Raw genomic sequence first — 22,801 nt, forward strand, 5'->3', positions numbered from 1 at the left:
GCCGTCGGCTGCGGAGCACCCGCCGCGCGCGGGCAGGGCGGGCCCTGTTGCTGAACAGCGTCGACGTGAGGTGCCGCGATGCGGCGGGGTGCGGTTGCGGCCGACGCTCCCCCAGCGGCGACGGGCTGTGTCGCGGCCAGACGCTTTGAAAGGACCATGGCAGCTACCTTTGGCATACCGGCAGGCGACTCTACGGCGACCAGTGGACCTTGATCATTCGCCAGTCAGCGTGGCAGGGCAGCCGCGCTCCCAAAGCTCCTCGACATGCTCGGCAAAACGGTCGAAGAGGCCGCCTTCCTGGAGCTTGCGCAGGTGCAACATCGGCGAATCGTGCCCAACCAACCGTGCGAGGTGCGGCGTAACAAGGGCCTGGTCGTCGAACCGGAAGACCGACAAGCCGACATGGTTCGTGGCATCCTCCTCGGATGAGAAGCGTACCTCCAGGCCCGGGAGGTCTGGCAGCTTGGCCAGCTCGTCCAGGCTGATGCGGATGCGCGTGGACACCTTGAAGGCCACGTCCTCGATACCTTCGCGCTGCTGAGTCACCCGGCCGTCAGGATCACCGAGCAGGAACCGTACGCGGCATCCTGCCTCGGCTTTCGCCCGCAGTGTGGCGTGGAACGCGGGCTGCTCGATCCAGAAGAAGTAGTTCGTGTAACCGGCGAGGACGATGTCCCGAGTGCTGTCGCCGATGAGCTGCCGCCACACGGAAGACGGGCACGTCGAACGGTACGGATAGGCCGAGATGATCTCTCGGTCCGGGCCAGTCTTCATGACTGCCCCTACTGCCTTGGGCCACAACACCGCTTCATCCACTCCCAACACACCTGATGCGTCCACGCGGTTTCGCGCGTGCGGGATCAGCTCCCCATCTGGCACGCGGCCGACGCACGCCACAGAGGCCCCGGCTGGCGAGCCGGGTGACCCTGCCTGGGACGGTCACCCGGCGGGCTGACCACGCGAGCCGTTCAGGGCAAGTGTCGATGTATCTCAGCCCAGACAAGAAGCTGATCCCGTGATGGGCTGGGGCGCAAGTGCTTCACAAGCCTGTCCACGTGGGCAGTCAGGTTCTTGTGCCGCCGTCTAGCTCGCCGATCTGATCGATGGCGAGGCTACGCCAGTGGCCTGCGAGAGCACGGGTATCAGAAGGGGCGAGAGTAAAGACCGCGGCAGTATCGGCCGCCAGTCTTTCTGGGTTCCAGTCCGGGTCCTCATCATCGGGACCGAGCTGGTCGATCACCCACATTCGGAGTATGAAATTCTGCTGCGCGAGGCGTGCTCGGTCCCACTGGGTGTCGCTGGGCAGCAGCTGGTTGACCTGCAACGAGAGCTTTGCCCACTGGCGTCGGGTTTCCTGCGGTTCCTCGCACCGGTCGGCGTGTGCCTGCGCGATGACACGCGCTGCCTCAAGCTCCTGGCCCTGAGCCTCCAGAGCGAACGCCCAGAGGCGTTCCATCGGCCAAGTACTCAAAGCGCGGCTCGGTTCTTCACGATCCGCGTCGCTGCTCATTGCCGCTTCGCTCCCGGCGGTGGGTATGTCAGGATCGACGGTGGTTGCCGTTTTGGGCACGCTGGTCGGCCTGGGCCATGGTGCCGCACCGCCCATAGGTGGAGGTCTTCGCCCCAGAACGTCGCCTTGACCTCATCGAGCCCCGCCACACACGCATCCTGAGGACCATCCGGCACCACACCGGGATCCGATCGGCCCCACCCCTGTCCAGACGCGCAGTTACCCGGTCTTCGATGCTCGCGACCGGACCTTGTCGAACGCTGTCGGCAGGGCGCTGTCTACTGCGGCGGGATCGCCGCTGAGCATGAGGATGACGCTGCCTTCTCGGATCGCCAGCGCCTTGATGGCGGTGGTACCGGAGGGCGCGGCTATGGTCATGACATAGCCGAACCGCTGGTCACCGAGTGCAGGTGGATCGATGACGTTGATGGTGGCTGTGACGCCGTTCACCGTGAACGACTGGCAGCTCCGGTAAGCCTGCGAGATCTTGCTGAGGGTCGCGTCCAGCTTCGCGGGGGTGTCGCTGCCAAGCGTCTCGTCAACCTGCTGGCGTGAGTTGCCTTGAGCGGAGAAGTCCTGCTCGACCTGAGCGGGGAAGGTGATGTTCTGCTGGTCCATTGCCTGCAGCGCCGGACAACCGTGGGCCTCGCTGCTCTCGTCGTCGGCACTGGGGGTAGCAGGATCGGCCAGCTGGGCCACGTAGCCGGGTCCCAGGTCGGAAGCCGTCAGGAGGAGAGGCTGTAGCGCTGAGCGGGTCAGCGGTGCGGCAGACGCTGCACTCTTCTTCTCCTGGCTACTGCCTGGGGCACCGGGGGACGGCGAGGCGGCCATGGGGTGATTTTGCGTTTGCGTTGTGCCGCATCCGACCGCTGCCATGCCCAGGGCCATAGCCGCACAGGCTGTTCGTGCGATCTTTCGGTACGGATTCATCGTGGACTCCCCCGCCTGTCTCTCAAGCCGGGCCACCCTATCGCCGACGCTGCGGCGGCGAATGATCAGCCTCGGCGGCGCTCCTCAGCCGTGAGCGGTGTGAGCGGACACCGGCACCTCCTTCCCCATGGACAGCTCGATCCCGTTCAGCGGACAGATCTGCTGACATGGTCCGGTTGCCGTTGGGGCGTGCAGGCGGTACAGCGTGGACGGGCTGATGTGGGTGTATGGGGGACCGGCGTTCCTAGCCGAGCAAGTGGCTGATGCCGCCCTGGCCGTCTTCGCCATTCCACAGCACGGCCACTAGCCAGATCGGTGCCCAACCCACAACCTCGCCGGCCTTTCCTGGCAGGAAAGCAGCGGCAAGGACCCAGACAACGGGTAAAAGGATGGGTAGCAGGCAGCACCAGCCACGCTTCCCCGCGGTGGGCTGTGATGATGTCGAGTCTGTGGGCACCCTCCGAAGGTAGGCGACACCAGCAGTCCCGCACATGAGTACCCGTACCTATGAGCCTGCCACTGACGGCGTCGGCGTCCTGTCCTACGGATGTGCCGACACGCGGGCGACTCATGTAGGGGTGCGGCCTGGTCACCAGCCTCTGATCCACCGCGAGCAGAGCGTGACATTCGAGGATCAAGCTGCGGGAGCCCGTCAGCGCCGGCCACCACCTGAATGAATCAGTCGACGGGTTGTCCGCTGAACGGGATCAAGCTGTCCATGGGGAAGGAGGTGCCGGTGTCCGCTCACAGAGCGGCAACGGCCTCTCGGTTCGCTGGTGATCGCTCCTTGTGTGGTGCTGGTCGGTGAGCTCTGCGGACCTCCGACCAGCACCACATGCCGTTGCTAAGCCGAGATACGAGGCGAGCTCGCCGGGGCTGGCGGCGGGGCGGTCGCCGCGCGCGGGCGCGGCGGTGCTTGCTGGGCGGCTGTGGGCATCGTGGCTGCAGCCTGCCGGGAGGGGGCAGCGGTCGCCGCACCACCGACAGGGGGTGCAGTGGCTCCCAGGCGCTGGGAGTGAGCTCTTGCCGTGTCGGCGATGGCACGCAGCACCGTGAGGTCGGCGTCGGCGAAACGGCCCGACGCTGCGGCCTCGCGCCACAGAGACCGGGCGCTGGCCGCTACATTCCCGTACGGAGCGGCGGCAGGGCCCGGTCCGTTGGGCATGTCTGCGGGTGGGAGTTCCTTCCACGCGTCCCGAAAGGCCACGAGCCTTGGGTGGTCACCGTGCACGAGCTCCTGCCCCATGGGGGTTTCGCACCATGCGCGGAAGTGGCGCACGATCTCGTGCGTGGCCTGAACCGCTTCGGCCTGCGAGGCGTACGGGGGCGGTCCTTCCGGCCGCTGGGCCTGGTGTACCTGCTGAGGTTCGACCGTCGCCTGATGAGGCTGATCGGCTTGCTGGACGGTGGTACCGGCCGCCATCTGCTGCGTGCCGACAGTCTGCTGGACCTTGGGCTGTTCCTTCGTCTGCGGGGCTGGTGCCACGCTCTCGCGCGCCGCGGTGCTGTAGGCGAGGCTGGTGTTGCTCAGCGTGAGAAGGGCGTCGGCGGTGGGGAGGTCGCCTGCGGTCGAGCGGTGGATCCGGTCAGCCGCGCTGATGGCGATCTCCGCGATCTTCTCGCATGCGCGTATCGAGACGGTCTTCCAGAACGTCTCGAAGCGGACGTCTTCACGGAAGGAGTTCCAGTACTCCCCGGCTCTCCCCTTCAAGTGGGCTCCGCGCGAGCGGAGGTGAGCCGCCGGGGCACATCCTCGGGGCTTGTGGTGCGGCGTGGGCTCCGCGCGAGCGGAGGTGAGCCGCACGGCAAACCGACTGAGAACGCCTACACCTGGTGGGCTCCGCGCGAGCGGAGGTGAGCCGTGCCGACGGGAGAAGGCGCAACGCATCCTCGCGTGGGCTCCGCGCGAGCGGAGGTGAGCCGTCGAACTCCAACGCCCGTGCGGCGACGAGGACGTGGGCTCCGCGCGAGCGGAGGTGAGCCGATCCTGGCCCCTCACCAGCCGGTTCTCCCCGAGTGGGCTCCGCGCGAGCGGAGGTGAGCCGACGAAGGCCGGCACCCGGTTCGAGGACGGAAGGTGGGCTCCGCGCAAGCGGAGGTGAGCCGGCGGGCAGGGGGCGTCCGACGGCCCCGGCGAGGTGGGCTCCGCGCGAGCGGAGGTGAGCCGTCGACCACGACGTCGCAGGTGAGATCGGCTGGGCCATCTCGGTCGACTCCACAATCGTCCGCGCATCAGTACGCGGCTGGCGCCCGCACCGCGCCGCCGCCAACGCCTGCTTCAAAGAGGGACGAAGTACTGGAACACCAGGGCGAAACCGTGGCAGAGCCTCATCGCCCGCCTGGTAGAGGTGGTGCTGAAAGAGAGGGCCTCAGCCACTCGCGTGACGGCTTCACCAGCAAGTTCCATCTGGGCGCGGAGAACGGCGCTGGACGGTGACCACCAGCTCCATGCCCGCCCTTTGAGCAGCTCATGTGCCATGGCCGACCACAAATGTATTCTCCGTCGCCCGCCCTGGCTTTGTTGATGAGTTTCGAGAGCGCCTGTAGCTCGGCGGCGAGAGCGGCTTCTTCCACGGGAGAGTGATGTCGTCGAGTTTTGAAAGCACCTGGATGCTTGCGTCGGGGCCATGGTTGTGCTCTGCACGACGAGGGGGCCCGGGTGCTGCCGAAGTCCAAGGTCGATCTGTACGCGGCGATCCGCTGTGATGCGCGTCAGGGGCTGTCGAACCGTGCTCTCCAGCGGAAGTACGGTGTCGGGTTCCTGACGGTGCAGAAGGCGTTGTCGTCGGCTTGGCCGGAGCCGCGAAAGCCGCTTCCGCCAAGGGTGACTCGGCTGGATCCGTTCAAGCCGTTGATCGACGAGATGCTGCGGGCGGACCTGGACGCGCCGCGAAAGCAGCGCCACACGGTGAAGCGGACCTTCGAGCGGCTGGTGGATGAGCACGGCGCGAACGACATTCCCTACCAGATGGTCCGCGGCTACGTCGCTGGCCGTCGTGAGGAGATCCGGGTTCAGGCCGGCCGGAGTGTGGTGGAGGCGTTCGTCCTGCAGACCCACAAGCCCGGGGCTGAGGCGGAGGTCGACTTCGGGGACGTGACCGTACGGTTGGGCAGCGAGGTGGTGACCTTGCTGCCTGTTCACGTTCCGCATGTCTTACTCGGGCAAGGCAGTGCACCGGATCTTCGCCCCGGCGGGGCAGGAGGCGTTCTTCGAGGGCCACGTTCACGCTCTCAACGTGCTGGGCGGAGTGCCGACCGGGAAGGTCCGCTACGACAACCTTAGGGCCGCGATGGCTTCGTTCACGTTCAGCAGCAGCGTTTGTCTGCGAGTTCCGGCAGCAGTTGGCGGGTGTCTGGCTCGTGGATGTTCACGAGAAATGACGGCATCAGGGTGTCGCCTCGGCCGAGCGCCGGCCTGGAGACTCCGATGCAGTCGGGGTCTGGCCTTGGTGCGATGATGCGTTCGTGGTGGCAGACGCGGAGTGGGCTCGGATCCGGGAAGGCCTGCACTTCGGGCAGGTGTTTGAAGGCACTGTTGTGAAGGTGCCCAGTCCAGGTGTGATTGGGATCTTCGTGGACATTGGCCTGAGCGTCGGGGGCTTCGTCGACGTCCTGCTGTTGCCCGAGTGGAGCGAGTCCTGGCCGACCGAAGGCACTGTGAGCGACTTCGAGGTCTGGTGGGCTGACAGCCGCAAGCAGATCCGGTTGAAGCCGACCGATCCCCAGTATCTGCGTGCGGACTTCGCTGACTTCGTAAATCGCGTCCGGCCCGGATGGCCATCCGAAGTTGGTCATCCGGTTCGGGATCCGGGGCCCCCGATGCTGGATGAGTTGCTGGCATTGTCTCGCCGGGGCGGACCTCCGGACGGGGAAGCCCGCCCTTCAAGAGCGGGGTGAGAGTCAGCCGGCCTTGGCTGGTTCCTCGGCTCGTGCCCGGGTGCTGGCGAGGCGGAAGGGCGATGGCCTACTCTTCGCGCAGGAATTCCCGCAGGTCAGCCGCTACAGTGGCCATTCCTTCACCGGCCTCGATCACGGTCGTCACGGTGCAGTTCCAGTCGCCGGGGAAGAAGCCAGATCGCAGGGTCCAGCTCAGATGCACATGGCCACCCGAGCCGAACGTCGCGGTCACAACCAGGTGGTTATTGCCCCAGACCCGCTCGCCCTCCCAACCACGGAAGTCGCGCGCGAGGCCATCGAAGAACTCGCTCATGTTGTCCCAGACCGTCACGGTCACGGTCTCAAGCCGTGCGCGCACACCGTCGTCGATGGCCTCCACCGCGAAAGCGAACTCGTACTCATCCGCCCGCGACCATTCAGACAACCGGACCGACGGCGCCTGCGCCCCCGACCCCCGAACGACGAGCTCGACCTGCCCTGGATCTACTTCGATCAGACTCACCCAGCGAAGCATACGGACGCCTCCGAGCCGACGTCACCAGCATTCCCGGGCGCCGGAGCCGCTGCTGCTTCTCATCAACATTCGACACGCCCACGGCCGCCTGGTGCTGCCAGCTCTCACCAACAAGCGCTCTTCTTTTTCACCTACGCAGCCACCCGCCCGGACGGCTCATGCGACGATCGTGCGGTGGCAAGCACTGATGATGATTCGTTTCGTTGGCGGCTGTTGTTCGAGTCGCTGACCGCGCTCTCAGCCGAGTCCTCAAGGCAGAGGGCCTGGGTCGAGGAGCACGGTGTTGCCGCCGACGAGTTGGCACTCGACTTCGATCACGCGTTGCGGACCGCCGCACCATTGGCTGAGGAAGGACGTGTCGAAGTGACTGTCATGGCTCGCCTGAGAGCGATCGATGCCCTCTTTACCGAGATGAGCGGCCGGAAGAATGCAGACCGCTGGACCCTGGAAGCCCTGGAGACGGACTCCGGCTGGAGCGAAGTCCGCGCGCTGGCCCGCCAGGCCATGCTCGAGCTGATAGGCGCATGGGATCACCTCATGCCAAAGATCGACGTAATCCGGTGACCCTCACCGCGGCTACAGTCCTCGTCACAAGATCAGCGCCAGACCCCATCGATGTCCACCCGTGGACGGCCGACGAGTATCCGTCGTTTCTTAGCGAGCAACTCGTGCGAGGTGTCGGGCCCTGCAGGCCTTGGGGTAGAAGGACGTTGCGTTTCGCAGAAGGAGGCGTGATGTGCCCGCTGGCAGAGTTGAGGGGCCTTGAGTGAAGTTCATGACGTGGGTGCCTCCTCGAGCAACTGGGAAGCGAGGCAAGGTCAACAGGCCTGCATAGTGGCGACTTGCCTCACCTCAGCAAGAACATGGGGCCATCGTGTTCAATGAGTGTGAGCCAGGCGTAGCTCTGCATCAAGGAATGGCAAAGCCATCACAACCCTGCAGGTCACGAAGGGTGAGCTCCGCGCAGGCGGAGGTGAGCCGACGCCGAGTGGCACCAGCTCCTGGCTGCCGTCGTGAGCTCCGCGCAGGCGGAGGTGAGCCGGCTTCGGTCATTTGCCGACGGCGGGGGAGTGGGTGAGCTCCGCGCAGGCGGAGGTGAGCCGCGCCGGCCGATCCGGCCCCGGCCCAGATCCCGGTGAGCTCCGCGCAGGCGGAGGTGAGCCGTCGGCACGGACGCGGCTGGTGTTCTCGGGCAGGTGAGCTCCGCGCAGGCGGAGGTGAGCCGGCACAGAAACACGCCCGAGGTGACCACGAGTAGTGAGCTCCGCGCAGGCGGAGGTGAGCCGCGGGAGTACGGGGGGGCCGTAGGGCGTGCCGCGTGAGCTCCGCGCAGGCGGAGGTGAGCCGGACTCTCTTGCAGCGCTCCATCGCACGTTTCGGTGAGCTCCGCGCAGGCGGAGGTGAGCCGCCGCAGGCCGTGCCCAGATGGCCCTGACACCTGTGAGCTCCGCGCAGACGGAGGTGAGCCGCGCAGCTCGACCCAGGTGACGCTTCCTGACGTGTGAGCTCCGCGCAGGCGGAGGTGAGCCGGGTGACGAGGTCGTTGACGGTGTCGAGGACAGGTGAGCTCCGCGCAGGCGGAGGTGAGCCGGAGGCCGCCCTGCTACTGAGGGGCTGGGCAACGTGAGCTCCGCGCAGGCGGAGGTGAGCCGTGAACGAACAGCTCACCGTTCGGTGCGAACCTGTGAGCTCCGCGCAGGCAGAGGTGAGCCGGCCCTTCTGCTCGGCCGAGATCGGCACGGTGACGTGAGCTCCGCGCAGGCAGAGGTGAGTCCCCGGATCCCTACATCGACTACCTGGAAGCCAGCTGGCAGGGCACGAAATGCGCAGTTGACGAAGACCCTTCTCGAAATGCTGCTGCCCGGCGTCGGACTGCCTGCCACTATCGCCCCGGGCAGCGTCGTCGAGGGCCGCGAGCTCGTAGAGGCGCGGCCCGGCTGCGCCCCGTAGTCACTCACCGTGCATACACCTTCGGGAGAGTTTCACTACGGGTTCCGCGCACCGGCCCGCACCTTTTGGCGCCTGCAAGCCGGGGCGCTCGGCTGGTAGCTCGACGTGCGCGCTGAATGTCCTACGCCGTGGCACCGGGCGCCGTCACCTGCGGTGGGGCCTGCTCGGCACGGCACGCTGGAAGACCGGACGGCTGCGCCCTCATCACCTGTTTCGCGCTCGTTCCTATCCAGCACGTCCAGGCTTCCGGACCAGGCGATGCGACGAGTGAGCGTTGCGACCGGTCGCAACGCTCTACGCGCGCGGGAAAGCCAGCATCAGAGGGCGGGAGGCTGCTCATCCGGTGTCGTGACCGGAACAGGCCAGGCATGCCCTACCCCATGGCTACTCAGGTCTTGCTGGCCGAGCGCTGCAAGGAGGACAAGCCCTGCGGCATTGCCCGCAGCCCACAGGGCGCTGAGGAATGTACCGAGCCTGTCCTGTCGGTGGGTCGACGCTCGGTGGCGAGGCCCGGTCGCCGTCCTCATGCGCTGCGTCGCAGGTCGCCCGCCGCAACCCATGACCGGACGGCGTACAGATGCTCGGGCAGGATGCCGACGCGGTGCTCGGGTTGCATGAGGAGCGTCGGGTGGCCGGCGGCGGTGCGTGCTGCTGCCCAGCCATGGTCGAGGGCGGTGAAATCGTCGTCTATCCAGGCGAACGGGGCGCCGGCCGCATGAACAGCGACGTGATCCCTTTTCCACAGGTACCCATCGGGGTGGCTTGTCGTCAGGGGTAAGCGCGGCAGCGGCACATGGGGCCAGACCGGCAACCCGAGGCGGGGACCGATCAAGCCGGACGCATCGGCACGCCAACTGCTACACCACACCGGCTCCAGGCCGGTGGCGTCGAGCAGTTCGAGAATCTGCGGCCCGTGATCGGGGTTGAGCCAGATTTTGACCGGCTCCGTGTACCCCTCGGGCGTGACGTTGTCGAGGCGGTGCGAGGCAGGGATGTGTCCCTGGCGGTCAGGGCCCGGGATGAGGACCCCGTCGATATCGAGGTACAGCAGCATGGGCGGGTGATCCCTTCCGGTGATCAACGACGCTTGAGCAAGGTCACTCGGTCGTGACGGTCGTCGGCACGGATGGTCATCAAGAGCAGTCCACCGGGTCGCAGGGTGGCGGCGGAGGCGATGAGCAGCGGCCGAGGGTCCGAGAAGCTGAACGCTCCGAAGATGGAGAGACAGGCGGTGACCGAGTGGGGTGGGAGATTCCGCAGATACTCGGCGGCATCCGCGCGGACGAAACTCAGCCGGTCGAGGTGGCCGTACAGGGCGCGTGCCCGGTCGATCTTGTGGGGGTCGTGGTCCACGCCGATGCCGACTGCTCCGGCGTGGACCACGAGGTGAGCGAGGTTGTGCCCGCTGCCGCAGCCCAGCTCGACGACCAGGGAGCCGCACAAGTCGCCGAGTAAGGCTGCGTCCGGGCCGATGCCGGGGGCTCGGGTGAGCTCGAGGCGTCGGGGTGGTTCTACGGTTTGAGCAGGGCGACGGCTTCGCCCACGTGACGCCTGATGGCGGTCATCCACTTGTCCTCGGCTCCCTTGGCCCAGCCGCGGTCGAGTTGCTCGGTGAACCACTCGGCAGCCCAGATGCGATGCCATCCGAGCGCCCATGAGGCGGCATCCAGCCCACCACGGACGTCCAGTGCTTCCCGGGCGCCGCCGGCTTCGACGTACCGTTCGAGTAGAGCGCTGGTGCGGTCAGGGTCCGGCGCGTCCAACGTGCCGTGCCAAGACGCAAGGTCGATCAGGCCAGGGCCGATGAAGGCGCGCGCGAGATCGAGAATGCGCAGCTCCCCAGCACCGATGTGGACGCTCGTGGGGTGGAACTCTGAGTGCACCAGGCCGAACGGCGGGAGCTGCGCACCCTGCGCCCTGGTCTCAGCGGCGCGGTACAGGGCGTCAGCGGCCCTGCGCAGCTCTTCGGCTGCTTCATGCCGCTCGAGGCGCTCACAGAGGCGCGTGGGGAGGGTCGCGAGCGCTGCCTCGTCGAGCATGCGCAGCCCAGGGTCATTGCTGACTCGGTGGATCGCTGCTGCTGCCGTAGCACCGTCGAGGTCGTCGGCGTCCCGGACCGAGGCGCCGAGGTCTTCGATCAGCATTCCGAGCAGCGGCCCGCGGTGCTGCGCGGCGTACAAGGCGGGGACAGGAAGCCCAGCCGCAGCAGCCACACCGAGGGCGTAATCCTCGCCGTCGAACGGTTCCTCGGCATACTTGAACACCGCGGACGCACCGTCCGGGAAGGTCAGGCGCTCCACGCCGGATCGGGCCCATACCCGGATGGGCGTTCGAGTGTGTGAGGGTTCGAGGCCGGCGTCTGCCAGCAGGCGCGGCAGCAGGGCGGTGACGTCCGTGGTGTCCACTGTCGTTCTCCCGTGTCAGCTCGTCGTGCCGCAGGCGTACACGGCGGTCAGCCACTCGGAGCGGAAGGCTCGCAGGTCCTCGCGAAATCGGTCGATGGACGCGCCGTAGGGGAGGCAGGCGCCGCCGGACTGGTCGGGCACGGATTGGCAGCCGTGCACCAGCCGGCCGCCGAGCGCAGCGTGCGCCTTGATGGACTCCACGCGCCGCGACTCGTTGAACCATGTGGAGTGGTACACCTCGTCGAGCATTCCGCCCGTTTCCTCGTCGAGGTCGAAGACGACCGAGGTCGCGGCGGGGAAGAACCAGCACGGTCCGACGTTGCTGATCGTGCCGTCGAGCTCGACCTTGTTGAGGGCCATGAGCGTGGCAGCCTCACGGAGCATCCGAAGCTCAGCGGAGCCGATCTGTTCGAGGCCGGCGACGGGCAGCAGTTCGTCACGGAAGAGGTAGGCGTAGACCTCCCATGCCGTGGTGAGAACCTTTGCCGGGTCGGTCGTGGTGCGCCCGTTGGCGCGGATGAAGTCGAGGGCATTCTGCTCGAGCGCTGCCTCGGCTGTCTCCTTGACGCTGAGGAGGCCAGCGCGGACGTGCTCCCAGTCACACACGAGCCACGACGCGGAGTCGAAGCGGAAGAAGTACTTCGCGGGGTCGATCGTGATTTCCGTGCCGTGGAGCTCGATGCCGGGCAGACGGGCCCAGCGCGGGTCGAATGCTTCGGGCAGTTTGACGCTGATGGGGGGCGGGGCGGTGACGGTCATGACGCAGCCTCCTTGCCGGTGTTCGGTGCGCTGCTTCGTAGCAGCACAACGGACCGTAAAGGCGCGCCCAAGGGCGAGTAAGGGACAGCCCGGCACAGTTTCCGCAACTCAGGCCGTGTAGGTATGCCGTATTGGCCTACTGACGCTGGTCAGACCCGCGCACCAAGGTGATCGGCAAGAAGACCAAGTTCGGGCATGCGGCGTCGTCCGCGCCGGTCGAGCAGCTCAGCCACCACGTCGCGGCCGAGGGGATGGTAGGTCATCCATTCCGGTGCCAATGTGCGCACCTGCATCAGGGTGGCAACTGCTTCGGCGTCCCTCCTGGCCTGCTGCTGAACGTATGCGACGTTCAGCAGGTAGCGGGCGCGCCATGTCGCGGGCACCCGTCCGTCTTCCGGCACCTCGTCGACCAGGCGCAGTGCCTCGTCGAGATCGCCGTACTCGACCGCGTCACTCACTGCGGACATGGCCACGACGCTCGGCCCGAACACGGCTTGCCTGTCGGCGTGGTCTACCTGATACCGGGCAGCGGCAGCCCGCGCTACCCCGTGCAGGTCACGGCAGGACGCGGCACGGTCGTTACGAGATGCAGCGGCCGAGGCGTTGATGAGCAGTGCCCCGAACACGGCAACATGCAGCGCATCTGCGCGTGAGAGGGACGGCTCGAAGTGCTGCGCAGCGCGAACCGCGAATACCTCAGCCTCATCGTACCGGCCTTGTCGACACAGAATCCAGGTAGCGAAGTTCGCCGCACACGCTTGCTGTAATTCGCTGCCCGATGCCTCGGCGGCGGCGACCGCGCGTTCGACGGCGATGAACGCCAGATCCTCCTTGCCAAGTGCGATGGCAACACCCGCAGCAATCTCGCAGGCGGTCGCCATGGACTCGTTCAACACCACTTTGCCAGCGTCGGCAGAGTCGCGTACCGCATGCCGTAACTCGGCAATCAGGTCAGGCAGGCTAGCGACCACTGCCGAGTAGCTGCCCGCCTGATACAGCCCCCACGCCTCTTCAATTGACGCGCTCAGAGCCCCACGGGCCAGCGCACCGACATCTGCGTCCCCATGGGCGGCAAAGCCTGTCAGCGCGTCCGAGGGAGTGAGCACGCGGCGTAGGTCGAGCATCCCCTTGCCAGCCGGGGACGGGCTCGACGTGGTGAGCACGTCCGGTTGCGCCATGAGCGTGGGGAGACCGACATCGAGCGCCTTAGCCAATCGTGCCAGAGTCGCAAGCCGTGCGGTCGAACGCACCCCCTGCTCCAGCCGGCGCACTACGTCCACACCGACCCCTGCACGCGACGCCAGGTCTTCTTGGGTCAGGCCGCGCCGGGCACGCAGGCGCGCGAGCTGCTCGCCGATCGGGGAGGGCAGGCCCACCGTGTGCCTCCTGTCTCCGGCGCGTCACCGGGGCGGTTGGTCACCAGCCGTGCAGAGACAGCGTCTTGCCCGCCCGGATCTCGGTCAACACGTTCGCCACATATGGGATCGTCTTGTCGGGAAGGTCTGCCAGGTCGACCCAGTGCAGGCCGGCGCAGAGCTCAGGCTCGCGGTTCACCGGTTCGCCTTCCCAGGCGTCCGCTTCGAAAAAGAAGCCGAGTCGCGCACCCCACTCTTCGCCGTAATGGTGCGCAACATGTACGAACTTCAACGAGTCAGGGTCGACCTGAACCCCGACTTCCTCAGACAGTTCCCGCGCCGCACCCACAGTGAGGGACTCACCAGCTTCCAGCCGCCCGCCGGGGATACCGAGCAGCCCATCGGAGAACCCCGTGTTCGCTCGCTTGGAGAACAACACCCATCCATCGGCGCGGCGCAGCATCACGCAGACGTCGACAACGGCGGTGTAGCGGTCCGGATGCTGCCCCACGATCTACTCCTCGCGACGGAATCCTGTTCCGTCAGCGTAGACGCGTCAACGGTGATCACCTACAGGCTCTGCGCCTGTTTAACGTGCATCACCTCGGCAGCCCGTGCCACCGGTCTGGCACTGAAAGCTGGGCTGCTCTTCCGTGTCCCGAGGACACACCCAGGGCACAAGAACCAGGAAGCCCCCGGAAACGGCGGCAACTACCGAGGGTAGTTTTCGCGCGTCAGCTGGGGCTTCCTTGGGGCAACGCAGGTCAGACGATCACTCGAGCGGTTCGTCGAATACCAGTAGTTCTTCGACGGGCGGCGACCGACCGGTCCCGGGCGGGCACCAGCGTTCCGCCCACGACGAGCCCGTCATTACCGCCCGGCCCGCATTTGGCGGGCGCGAGGGTCAGCAGCGGGCCGTGCCGCTTGATGATCTAGCCGACCGTCGCCGTGAAGATCCCGGACAGCGGGGCCAGCTGCGACATGGACAGCTTCGTGCGGCAGTACATCGCCACCAACAGCACCCGGTCCTCCAAGGATAGCGACCACGGACGGCCTGGCCAGCCGGGATCCAGGGCCTGCCCACCAGCCCGGTGGACGGCCCTAACCAGCTTCTTTGGTGGGGACCAAGTCGGCTTACCTCCGCCTGCACGGCGCTCACCATCACGAACGACGTCGCGCCCGCGGGCCCGATCGGCTCACCTCCGCCTGCGCAGAGCTCACTGCGAGGGCATCACCGGCCGCCGCCTGGCACCCGGCTCACCTCCGCCTGAGCGGAGCTCACCCATACCCACAGTCACCGTAAGCGGACGGTTCCGGCTCACCTCCGCCTGCGCGGAGCTCACACGGTCGCCCATTCAGTGCAGCTGATCACGCTCGGCTCGCCTCCGCCTGCGCGGAGCTCACTCCTCGGCGATGTCGCGGGCGGTCGCGGCGGCCGGCTCACCTCCGCTCGCGCGGAGCTCACCTTCGCGACCTGCGGTGTTGTAGCGGCTTTGCTGTTTATTGACGCAGCGCTCTGAGCGGAACAAATCCCTATTGAACAGGGCGACTGGCTGTTCGGCGAGGGCGGCCGGATGAAAAGCGTCAGTCGGTATGCGGAGGCTCACGAATCGACGATGTCGCTGCGGCTGACCACCTCGGCGAGGGCAGTGATGGTGGCGAGGGCGACGCGTTCGGCGCCAACCAAGCCGCAGTCGAGGACTTGGAGCTCAGTCCTCCTGGAGAGAAGACCGTCGTGTTCAATGGGCTGTATCGAGCGTCCCTAGTCAAGAAAAAGCAAAGCCGCTACAACACCGCAGGTCGCGAAGGGTGAGCTCCGCGCGAGCGGAGGTGAGCCGAGCGCGGCGGCGCGCTCCAGCACGTCCTTCTGGTGAGCTCCGCGCGAGCGGAGGTGAGCCGCGGCCGAGGGCACCGTCGTAGCGACGCCCGAGGTGAGCTCCGCGCGAGCGGAGGTGAGCCGACACGGCTCGGCAGGAACGGCTCTGGCGCGAGGTGAGCTCCGCGCGAGCGGAGGTGAGCCGCGGCGGCGGACGTCGCCGCGCCCGCCTCAGCCGTGAGCTCCGCGCGAGCGGAGGTGAGCCGCGCCTTCTACGCCTCTACCAGCAGCGACCTGCGTGAGCTCCGCGCGAGCGGAGGTGAGCCGCCACTTGGTGCGGGGCCGGCACACCACTTCCTGTGAGCTCCGCGCGAGCGGAGGTGAGCCGGCGAACAGAGTCCCGTCGTAGGCTGTCTGGATGTGAGCTCCGCGCGAGCGGAGGTGAGCCGGAACCCTCGTGACCGACACCGCCGAGATCCGCGTGAGCTCCGCGCGAGCGGAGGTGAGCCGATGACGATAGGCGCTCCCCTCGTCCGAGCGGGGTGAGCTCCGCGCGAGCGGAGGTGAGCCGTTCAGGAGGGTCTTCGCGGCGTCCTTGATGACGTGAGCTCCGCGCGAGCGGAGGTGAGCCGTGCCCGGTGACGAAGAGGTGAGAGAGGGGTTGGTGAGCTCCGCGCGAGCGGAGGTGAGCCGGTCGGTGCTCCAGGGTCCGGTCCGGCGGTAGCGTGAGCTCCGCGCGAGCGGAGGTGAGCCGTCGCCCGGTGGGCCGCCGGAGTCAGCCCCACCGTGAGCTCCGCGCGAGCGGAGGTGAGCCGCATGGCGGCTTCAGCTTCTCCGACGACATCCGGTGAGCTCCGCGCGAGCGGAGGTGAGCCGCACCCTCAGTGCGTGGATGGCCGCCCCGTCCAGTGAGCTCCGCGCAAGCGGAGGTGAGCCGTCCTGCGGCAGCATCGCCAGGCGCGCCCAGGCGTGAGCTCCGCGCGAGCGGAGGTGAGCCGCCACCGCTCGCCCTACCCGTGAACTCCACACAAGCGGCAGTAGGCCAAGGACGTAGGACCCCCAATTCTCCGCAGCCCTTATGTGCTACCGCTAACTCTGCAGGCTTTCAGGGTCTGAGCCGCTGTTCCTGGGGGTCGTAGCACACAAGCCTCATCGATGAAGCGACGTGCGCAGCATAGGCCGATGCTTCGTCGGCCATGCTATACCGCACCGGGAAGTAGATCAGCGGGCCACGAGCCTCGCTGATCAACGGCTCGGTGCTCCACGGCGAGGCGTCGTCTTCATCTTCTGTGAGATCAGGCCACCGGCTCAGCAAAGCGGCAACGTACCCGGCTATGCGTGCGGTTGGCGGGTGCTTGGTGCCGAGGCCGATGTAGTGCTCGTACAGGTCACGGAAATTCCGGCCCGCAGTGGCGTCATCCGCCGGGTGTTCCCCCTCCCAGACCGCAATGTCGTAGCTCATGGCCGCAGCCTGTCACGCGCAACTGACACTCATGTCCCGCGCAGGGCATGGGGCTCACCAGAAGCTCACAGCTGCAGACCCGTGATGCTCCCTTCGCAGTATCGGCCCGGTCCCCGGCAGCTACCCCAAAGAAGAACATTCCCCGCAGGGCCGTGCCACAAGGTTCTGTGTATGTCCGCGCGCTGTGGTCAGCGGGCGAACGAGGCCAGGCGGGCCATGTGGCCCTGGAAGATCAGGCTGACGATGCGGCCGCTGGCGCCGTTGCGGTTCTTGGCGACGATGGCTTCGACTTCGCCGGCCTTGGGGCCGGTGTCGGTGCCGTCTTCGGCGAGTTCGCGGTGTAGCAGGACGATGATGTTGGAGTCCTGTTCGATGGCGCTGGATTCCTTGAAGTCTGAGACGAGGGGGCGTCGGCCGACTGCGCCGCGGTTGAACTGGGCGAGGGCGACGACGGGGACCTGGAACTCCATGGCGATGAGCTTGAGGCCGCGGCTGATCTCGGCGACTTGCTGGGCGCGGTTGTCGGTGGCTTTGCCGCCTTCGGGGGTCATGAGCTGGAGGTAGTCGGCGACGACGATGGCGGGTGGGTTGTCGCGGGCGGTCATCCAGCGCATGCGGGCCCTGATTTTTGACAGGGTGAGGTTGGCGGAGTCGTCGAGGACGAAGTTCTTGGCGTTGGCGAGCTGGTCGGCGACTTTGGCGATGCGGCCCCAGTCGGCTTCGGTGAGCTTGCGGCGGACGAGGTGGTCGAGGTTGACGCCGGCTTCGGCTGCGGTGAGGCGGGCCATGAGCTCGTTGCCGCCCATTTCCATGCTGGCGACGAGGGCGGGCTTGTTGCGCTTGAGGGCGACGTGGGCGGCGAGGTTCATGCCGAAGAGGCTCTTACCGCCGGCGGTCGCGGCGCCGATGGTGATGAGCTGGCCGGGCTTGAGCTCGATGATTTCGTTGAGGTCGCGCCAGGGGGTGTCGAGGGCCTGGGGGTCCGTTCCTGCTTGGAGTTCGTCGAGGAATCCTTCCCAGCGGTCGGCGACGGAGAGCAGGGGTATGGCGTCGGTGGTGCCGGTGGCGGCGGCCTGGACTTCGGCCATGGCCCCTTCGACGATCCGGTCGGCGTCGTCCAGGCCCGCGTAGGCCATGGTGACCATGCGTGTGCCGGCTTCGATGACGCGTCGGAGTGCGGCTTTCTCGCGGACGATCTCGGCGTAGTACTCGGCGTTTGCGGCGGTGGGGACGGTCTGGACGAGGGTGTGGAGGTAGGGGGCGCCGCCGACCTTGGCGAGGTCGCCGCGTTTGGTGAGTTCGGCCGTGACGGTGATCGGGTCGATCGAGGTGCCGCGAGTGCTGGCGGCGTACATGTCGAGGATGGTGCTGTAGATCGTCTGGTGGGCGGGCCGGTAGTAGTCGGTGGGGTCCTTGATGACGGCTGCGACGGTCTCGATGGCCTGGGCGGAGAGCATCAGGGCACCGAGGGAGGACTGTTCGGCCTCCAGGTCGTGTGGTGGTTCGCGGTGGAAACCGCCGTCCTCCGGGGGCAGCTCGTCCGCAGGCAGGGCGGAGTGGCCGTTGGCGGGTCGGGGGACCTCGGCGATGCTCACGTTGGGTGGGTCCGTTTCTGAGTTTTCGAGCGGCAGCCGGGGCTACAGGGGGCTGGACCCATAACGGCGTTATGGGTCCAAGGGTCCGGGGGGCACTAGCCGGTGAGTTCTCGGGTCACTCCTCGGTCTCGCGCCCGCCGTCTCCGCTGGTGTGCGACGACGGCGAGTGGGGTGGGCGGGCAGGGGTCAGGAGACAGCTGACAGGGGTCGTGCAGCGGACGGGTGGCATTGGGGGCACGGGCTGACCACGGTGCAGCCTTGCTCGTCCTCGGCGCTGCGCAGGCGTGAGACCTCGTCGCATTCCAGTGCCCCGCAGTAGGGCCGGATACCGGGTTCGCGCTGGGCTGGGACGGGCATGGCGGCTTCCTGGGTTCTGTCGAACCGGGCGAGGCGGCGCTTGCAGTCGGGGTGCAGCGCGGCGCGGCCCAGGTCGTGCCAGGTGCGTTCGCCGGCGAACCGGGCGATGGTGCGCAGTGCCTCGGGGGTGGGGTAGTCCTCAGCGAGGTCGGGGAGCTGTTCGGTGAGCTGGCGGCGGGTGGAGGCGGGTGGGCGCGGGCGGTTGGCGCCGTCGGCCCATGCCTGCAGCACGAGCTTGACCAGCTCGGGGTCCACGGAGTGGTCGGTGTTCGTGCTCTCCGGCGCAGCCGAGGTCTCTCTCTTCTTCGTGGTGCTGCTTGTGGGGGTGGTGGAGGCCTCGGTGGTGGGTGCGGGAGAGGGAGAGCTTTTTGGGGGCTTCTTTGGGGGCGGCGTTTTCGCTGGTCAGAGGCTTGTCGGCGTTTTTCCGTCCGGGTGAGGCGGATTTCCGTCCCGGCTGGTCGGAAATCCGTCGAGGGTGGGCGGATTTCCGACCATCGATGTGAGCTGGGGTTTCGCTGCTGGGGGCTGGTCGGTTCGATGGTCGGAAATCCGGCCTTCGAACTTCTGCACTCCGGTGGCGGTGCGGGTGTGGGTGGGTGGCTGGGGCGGGTTGTCCCGCCAGTCGGGCACGTAGGCGTCCAATTTGTCCCAGACGTTCCGCCAGCCCGTGTAGACCTCGGGGGGCAGGTCATTGACCTGGTAGCGGCGGAAGCTGTTCTGGATGGCGCCCTTGCCCGCCGAGGTGACCAGTCGGCCGCCGTCCGGGTTCACCACCAGGTCGTGGGTGGCGAGCAGGCGCAGAGCGTCCTTGACCATGGTCGGGCTGGCGGGCTTGCCGTTGACGCCGGGCAGCAGCCAGCACAGCTGGTCCAGGGACATACGGCGCAGGCCGCCGCCCACACGGCGGGCGGTCTCCGAGACCATCGACCGCAGCAGCAGGTACAGGTGCAGTGCCGTCCGGGTGAGATCGGGCTGCAGCAGGATCCAGTCGCGGACCTGGGTGTAGGACCAGTAGTCCGTGATGTCGCCGGTGAACTCCAGCAGCTCTTCCCCGGCGAACGGGTCCGATGTCATGCTCATCGCCCCTCCCCCGCACACTGCGTAGGGGCGGTGACGGCGCTGGTCCCGGCCGCGGCGAAGAGGCCAGAGAGGAAGCGGTGCAAGCCCGTGTCGTACGGGCCGGTGCTGGGTAGTGTCGCGTCGTACATGGTGGCTGTGGTCACCCCGAAAGTCGGGGAGCCATACGCCGGCGAGCGATCACCAGATCAGTGACACAGGACACGCGTACTGCACCGCGTCCGGAAGTCTGGCTATTCTGGTACCGGTGACCGCGCCCCCGTGGGGACGGGAGCCTCGGTTTACCGCCGACGTACGACTCAGGCTGTGGAGGCTGGGAGTCGTCTTCTTTGATGGCCGTTCCTGTTGTGGCGACAGGAACGGCCATCGGCGTTACGGGGCCCGTACGGTCATGGTGGCTCCCACAGCAGAATCTGCAGGGATGACCGGCCGGGGCACGGCGTGGCCGTGCCCGGTGATCCCGCGCCCGGCATGTGGCAGGGCAGGGCGCGGAATCATGAGGGGCGGCGTGCTGAGGTGGCGTTCTCTTGAGGGGTACGGCCGGCGGTCCCGTGACGGAGGACGCGCCGACGTGCCGCACGGTGGCGGCTGCCGACGGATGCCGGTCGGCATCTGTACCCTGCTCATTGCAGGCACCCTTCTTCAGACGCAGCTGGAGTGTCTGATCGTCCGTCGGGCTTCCACACACCGACGAGCGACCGGCCAGGCCCCCACATACGGGGCCTGATCGCGTTTACGGACTTATCTTCCTCCATCGGGCTGACACTCCCGGCACACATTCCCCTCCGGAGTGTCGGCGAGGCGGCTGGCGTTACGGCCATCGCGTTCCCTTTCGTCACCGAAGCTTGTACCTGACAGCCCGTGGGGCTAGACCACCTCGAGCAGAGCCTCTGCCAGTTGCCGCAGATCCGCCGGACGCATGCGCTCACGCAGGATCCGCAGCACCTCCGACGGGTCGTCCCACGGAGCCTCCGCACCGTCACGAGCCGCGACGGGCCGGGCATCCTCGGACCGCGGAGCAGCCGTACGGGCGGCCGGCAACGGCGAGACCTGCGGCGCAGGACTGGCCTCCGTCGCAGAGGTCGCCACACTCGGGCCGCTGGGAGCCGACTCGCTGCGGACCTCGGAGGCCGCAACGCCGATAGGCATGGTGTCGACACCTGCCCCTGCGGAGACCTTCGCCCGGCGTCGCTGTTCCTTTTCCTCCGCCTTGCGCTGCGCCTCCGCAGCGCGGGCATCGGCCTTCTGCCGCTGCTCGTCGGGAGAGAGCCTCGACAGGCCGCGCACGTGCTCGACCTTGCGCACGCCGGCCTCGAGGTCGGCCTGCAGCGAGGGGTCCAGCTCGAGCAGGGACAGACGCTGGGAGATGAACGGCTGGGTGACGCCCAGACGCTTGGCTGCCTTGCCCTGGCTGCCGTAGTGCTTCACCAGCCGCTCGAGAGCGGCCGCCTCCTCCAGATCGGAGAGCCCCTCGCGCTGGTAGTTGGCGACGAAGGCCGCCTCGAGCATCGCCTCGTCGGACGTCACGAAGTCGTCGTTGACGACGTACTTGACGCTCTCCAGGCCGACCTCACGCGCAGCGGCGAGACGACGGTGACCATCGACCACGACATACCGCGCGCCGTCCTCGAGGTCACCCGCCCGCCCCGGATGACTCCTGAGGTAGGCATCGACAGTGGCCACGGTGATGGCCTGGACGAGGCCCACCTCGCTAATCGTTGACGCCAGATCTGAGACGTCTCCGACCTTCTCGCGAGGGTTATCCGGGTTCTGGCTGATAAGCGACAGAGAGAGCGTCGCAGGCATCGCCGGCGCAGCCCCCGCAGTGGGCGCCTCCGTCACAGCGGCGATCGCCGCGCGACGCGCGCTGACAGGACGGGCCTGCCCGAAGGAGCCGGCTCCCAGACGGTCGGCTGCCCTGGTCACGCGACCTCCCTCGCCAGCGCCCGCATGTTCGCCGCCTGCTCACACGACGGCGCATACGACAGAAGCGGCTGCTTCATACGCACTGCCTCCCGCTGCTCACGGAGCTCAGGGATGACACCGACGACCCGCGGATCCTTCAGGCTCTTCCACGACTCCAGGGAGGAGGTGGTGACGTAGCCGCGCCGTGCGTCGTAGAGATTGACGATGAGTCCGAGGTAGTCCAGCTCGATCTGCATGTCATCGCGCAGGTCCTCGATCTGCGCGATGAGGAGCTCGTAGGCATCGGCCGAGCTGTCCTCGGCCTGCACGACGATCCCGATACCCGAGGCCCCCGGGGCCTCGCCGTCCCGGCGCCGGCCGTAATACACCGCGGCGTCCATGCTCATGCCCAGGCTGGGGGGGCAGTCGATGACGATGACGTCGTAATCCTGCTCGAGCGGAGCGAGGGTGCGCTCGAGCGCGGCCTCACGGAACCGCACCCGCGACAGGAGGACATCGAGGAGGAAGGCATCGGTGCAAGCGGGAAGAAGGTGCAGCCGACCGCCGAAGTGGTCCTCGTCGATCGGGATGATCAGATCGCGCAGCTCGCCCTTGGGCTCACCCGCCATGTGGTTGGCCAGGCTGTCGCCACCGATGGGCAGACGGGCGTGACCGAGCTGCTGAGTCAGGTGGCCCTGCGGGTCGAAGTCGACCATAAGGACCCGGAGCCCCAGACCCTGCAGCTTCGCGATCTCCGCGTCGGTGCCCGAATCGGTCATCGTCCGGTGCACACGGACCGGACGGTCCTGGGCGGGGTCCTCGGCGTAGGCCTCGGCGATGCCGGCGGTGATGGTGGTCTTACCGACACCGCCCTTCTGGTTGCAGATGATCTTCCGCTTGGCGATGGACGGACGCGCATCGGACGGAGCGGGGTTCTTGTCGAGCCACAGCTGGACAGACTGCGCGAGCCCTTGGATAAGGGACACCCCGCGCTGGCTGGAGTCGGCCCGGAACCCCTCCCACTGGCCTTCCGGCAGCCAGGTGGCGAAGGACTCGGCGCCACTGGTATCGATGGACGCGGGATTCGAGCCCAGGCTCCGCCACGCGGTGATGCCGGCTTCCACCGCATCCTGGATGTCGATACCCAGCTGGGCGGTGCGGATCTTCAGGCTCTGCCGAAGCGCCGCCGGCAGTTTCGATACGACCTTCTCGCGGTCGCTCTGAGGAGACGTCATGCGGGGCAGCTTACTAACATCGAGGGCTGTAAGT

The 22,801-nt window shown here is 67.3% G+C and carries 21 protein-coding genes and 3 CRISPR repeat arrays; of the genes, 2 read left to right on the top strand and 19 right to left on the bottom strand.

What is annotated here, in order from left to right:
• Positions 1 to 213 precede the first annotated feature (213 nt).
• From J1792_RS32290 to J1792_RS32305, 4 genes are all read right to left on the bottom strand, one after another.
• Complete coding sequence (locus J1792_RS32290; RefSeq protein ID WP_242646995.1) at positions 214 to 774, bottom strand: XRE family transcriptional regulator; 561 nt, start codon at positions 772 to 774, stop codon at positions 214 to 216.
• A 289-nt stretch (positions 775 to 1,063) separates the two neighbouring features.
• Positions 1,064 to 1,510 (bottom strand): hypothetical protein, encoded by a 447-nt coding sequence (locus tag J1792_RS32295; protein WP_207248809.1) that lies wholly within the window; start codon positions 1,508 to 1,510, stop codon positions 1,064 to 1,066.
• A 219-nt stretch (positions 1,511 to 1,729) separates the two neighbouring features.
• Positions 1,730 to 2,209, bottom strand: a complete 480-nt coding sequence (locus tag J1792_RS32300) for a hypothetical protein (RefSeq protein WP_207248810.1) — start codon at positions 2,207 to 2,209, stop codon at positions 1,730 to 1,732.
• Between the two features lie 1,075 nt (positions 2,210 to 3,284).
• A complete protein-coding gene (locus J1792_RS32305; RefSeq protein ID WP_207248811.1) occupies positions 3,285 to 4,151 on the bottom strand; it encodes a hypothetical protein in 867 nt (288 codons plus the stop codon).
• Positions 4,152 to 4,607: a CRISPR direct-repeat array (repeat unit 29 nt; unit sequence GTGGGCTCCGCGCGAGCGGAGGTGAGCCG).
• A gap of 492 nt (positions 4,608 to 5,099) precedes the next feature.
• Here J1792_RS32305 and J1792_RS32310 point away from each other — a divergent pair.
• A complete protein-coding gene (locus J1792_RS32310; RefSeq protein ID WP_242646996.1) occupies positions 5,100 to 5,723 on the top strand; it encodes a hypothetical protein in 624 nt (207 codons plus the stop codon).
• Between the two features lie 23 nt (positions 5,724 to 5,746).
• Here J1792_RS32310 and J1792_RS32315 read toward each other — a convergent pair whose 3' ends face one another.
• Complete coding sequence (locus J1792_RS32315) at positions 5,747 to 6,235, bottom strand: hypothetical protein (RefSeq protein ID WP_207248893.1); 489 nt, start codon at positions 6,233 to 6,235, stop codon at positions 5,747 to 5,749.
• Positions 6,236 to 6,404: 169 nt separating this feature from the next.
• Complete coding sequence (locus J1792_RS32320; protein ID WP_207248812.1) at positions 6,405 to 6,839, bottom strand: DUF6228 family protein; 435 nt, start codon at positions 6,837 to 6,839, stop codon at positions 6,405 to 6,407.
• 186 nt (positions 6,840 to 7,025) lie between these two features.
• Between J1792_RS32320 and J1792_RS32325 the strand changes: the two genes are divergently transcribed.
• The gene (locus tag J1792_RS32325) at positions 7,026 to 7,415 is read left to right on the top strand and encodes a hypothetical protein (protein ID WP_207248813.1); all 390 of its coding nucleotides are present in this window, start codon (positions 7,026 to 7,028) and stop codon (positions 7,413 to 7,415) included.
• Between the two features lie 388 nt (positions 7,416 to 7,803).
• A CRISPR array of direct repeats spans positions 7,804 to 8,626; the repeat unit is 29 nt; unit sequence GTGAGCTCCGCGCAGGCGGAGGTGAGCCG.
• Between the two features lie 698 nt (positions 8,627 to 9,324).
• On the opposite strand, the gene J1792_RS32330 is transcribed toward J1792_RS32325, so the two are convergent.
• The 13 genes from J1792_RS32330 to J1792_RS32390 form a co-directional block, all read right to left on the bottom strand.
• Entirely contained in the window at positions 9,325 to 9,855 is a 531-nt protein-coding gene (locus tag J1792_RS32330) for an HAD domain-containing protein (RefSeq protein ID WP_207248814.1), read from the bottom strand.
• A gap of 23 nt (positions 9,856 to 9,878) precedes the next feature.
• Positions 9,879 to 10,244: a class I SAM-dependent methyltransferase gene (locus tag J1792_RS32335; protein ID WP_207248815.1), complete on the bottom strand. Its 366-nt coding sequence runs from the start codon at positions 10,242 to 10,244 to the stop codon at positions 9,879 to 9,881.
• 68 nt (positions 10,245 to 10,312) lie between these two features.
• The gene (locus J1792_RS32340) at positions 10,313 to 11,206 is read right to left on the bottom strand and encodes a phosphotransferase family protein (protein WP_207248816.1); all 894 of its coding nucleotides are present in this window, start codon (positions 11,204 to 11,206) and stop codon (positions 10,313 to 10,315) included.
• Positions 11,207 to 11,221: 15 nt separating this feature from the next.
• The gene (locus J1792_RS32345; RefSeq protein WP_207248817.1) at positions 11,222 to 11,965 is read right to left on the bottom strand and encodes a hypothetical protein; all 744 of its coding nucleotides are present in this window, start codon (positions 11,963 to 11,965) and stop codon (positions 11,222 to 11,224) included.
• 149 nt (positions 11,966 to 12,114) lie between these two features.
• Positions 12,115 to 13,341, bottom strand: a complete 1,227-nt coding sequence (locus J1792_RS32350; protein WP_207248818.1) for a helix-turn-helix domain-containing protein — start codon at positions 13,339 to 13,341, stop codon at positions 12,115 to 12,117.
• Positions 13,342 to 13,381: 40 nt separating this feature from the next.
• Positions 13,382 to 13,831: an NUDIX hydrolase gene (locus tag J1792_RS32355; protein ID WP_207248819.1), complete on the bottom strand. Its 450-nt coding sequence runs from the start codon at positions 13,829 to 13,831 to the stop codon at positions 13,382 to 13,384.
• Positions 13,832 to 14,720: 889 nt separating this feature from the next.
• Positions 14,721 to 14,927: a hypothetical protein gene (locus tag J1792_RS36145; RefSeq protein WP_443742784.1), complete on the bottom strand. Its 207-nt coding sequence runs from the start codon at positions 14,925 to 14,927 to the stop codon at positions 14,721 to 14,723.
• 202 nt (positions 14,928 to 15,129) lie between these two features.
• Positions 15,130 to 16,134: direct repeats of the CRISPR family, unit length 29 nt; unit sequence GTGAGCTCCGCGCGAGCGGAGGTGAGCCG.
• Positions 16,135 to 16,241: 107 nt separating this feature from the next.
• Positions 16,242 to 16,598: a hypothetical protein gene (locus tag J1792_RS32365; protein WP_207248821.1), complete on the bottom strand. Its 357-nt coding sequence runs from the start codon at positions 16,596 to 16,598 to the stop codon at positions 16,242 to 16,244.
• A 188-nt stretch (positions 16,599 to 16,786) separates the two neighbouring features.
• The gene (locus J1792_RS32370) at positions 16,787 to 18,193 is read right to left on the bottom strand and encodes a replicative DNA helicase (RefSeq protein WP_307843150.1); all 1,407 of its coding nucleotides are present in this window, start codon (positions 18,191 to 18,193) and stop codon (positions 16,787 to 16,789) included.
• Between the two features lie 186 nt (positions 18,194 to 18,379).
• The gene (locus J1792_RS32375; protein WP_207248822.1) at positions 18,380 to 18,805 is read right to left on the bottom strand and encodes a hypothetical protein; all 426 of its coding nucleotides are present in this window, start codon (positions 18,803 to 18,805) and stop codon (positions 18,380 to 18,382) included.
• Positions 18,806 to 18,952: 147 nt separating this feature from the next.
• Positions 18,953 to 19,630: a hypothetical protein gene (locus tag J1792_RS32380; protein ID WP_207248823.1), complete on the bottom strand. Its 678-nt coding sequence runs from the start codon at positions 19,628 to 19,630 to the stop codon at positions 18,953 to 18,955.
• A gap of 864 nt (positions 19,631 to 20,494) precedes the next feature.
• Positions 20,495 to 21,553, bottom strand: coding sequence for a ParB/RepB/Spo0J family partition protein (locus tag J1792_RS32385; RefSeq protein ID WP_207248824.1), 1,059 nt, complete (start codon positions 21,551 to 21,553; stop codon positions 20,495 to 20,497).
• The gene (locus J1792_RS32390) at positions 21,550 to 22,767 is read right to left on the bottom strand and encodes a ParA family protein (RefSeq protein ID WP_207248825.1); all 1,218 of its coding nucleotides are present in this window, start codon (positions 22,765 to 22,767) and stop codon (positions 21,550 to 21,552) included. Before J1792_RS32390 ends, J1792_RS32385 begins: the two co-directional genes overlap by 4 nt.
• Positions 22,768 to 22,801 lie beyond the last annotated feature (34 nt).

It is taken from the genome of Streptomyces triculaminicus (assembly GCF_017349075.1).
Taxonomy (GTDB): domain Bacteria; phylum Actinomycetota; class Actinomycetes; order Streptomycetales; family Streptomycetaceae; genus Streptomyces; species Streptomyces triculaminicus.

What these genes read in the sequence shown, in the direction of transcription:
- J1792_RS32365 (WP_207248821.1), bottom strand. Translation starts at nt 16,598, where the DNA reads ATGAGCTACGACATTGCGGTCTGGGAGGGGGAACACCCGGCGGATGAC.
- J1792_RS32345 (WP_207248817.1), bottom strand. Translation starts at nt 11,965, where the DNA reads ATGACCGTCACCGCCCCGCCCCCCATCAGCGTCAAACTGCCCGAAGCA.
- J1792_RS32315 (WP_207248893.1), bottom strand. Translation starts at nt 6,235, where the DNA reads ATGACCAACTTCGGATGGCCATCCGGGCCGGACGCGATTTACGAAGTC.
- J1792_RS32290 (WP_242646995.1), bottom strand. Translation starts at nt 774, where the DNA reads ATGAAGACTGGCCCGGACCGAGAGATCATCTCGGCCTATCCGTACCGT.
- J1792_RS32295 (WP_207248809.1), bottom strand. Translation starts at nt 1,510, where the DNA reads ATGAGCAGCGACGCGGATCGTGAAGAACCGAGCCGCGCTTTGAGTACT.
- J1792_RS32330 (WP_207248814.1), bottom strand. Translation starts at nt 9,855, where the DNA reads ATGCTGCTGTACCTCGATATCGACGGGGTCCTCATCCCGGGCCCTGAC.
- J1792_RS32390 (WP_207248825.1), bottom strand. Translation starts at nt 22,767, where the DNA reads ATGACGTCTCCTCAGAGCGACCGCGAGAAGGTCGTATCGAAACTGCCG.
- J1792_RS32380 (WP_207248823.1), bottom strand. Translation starts at nt 19,630, where the DNA reads ATGAGCATGACATCGGACCCGTTCGCCGGGGAAGAGCTGCTGGAGTTC.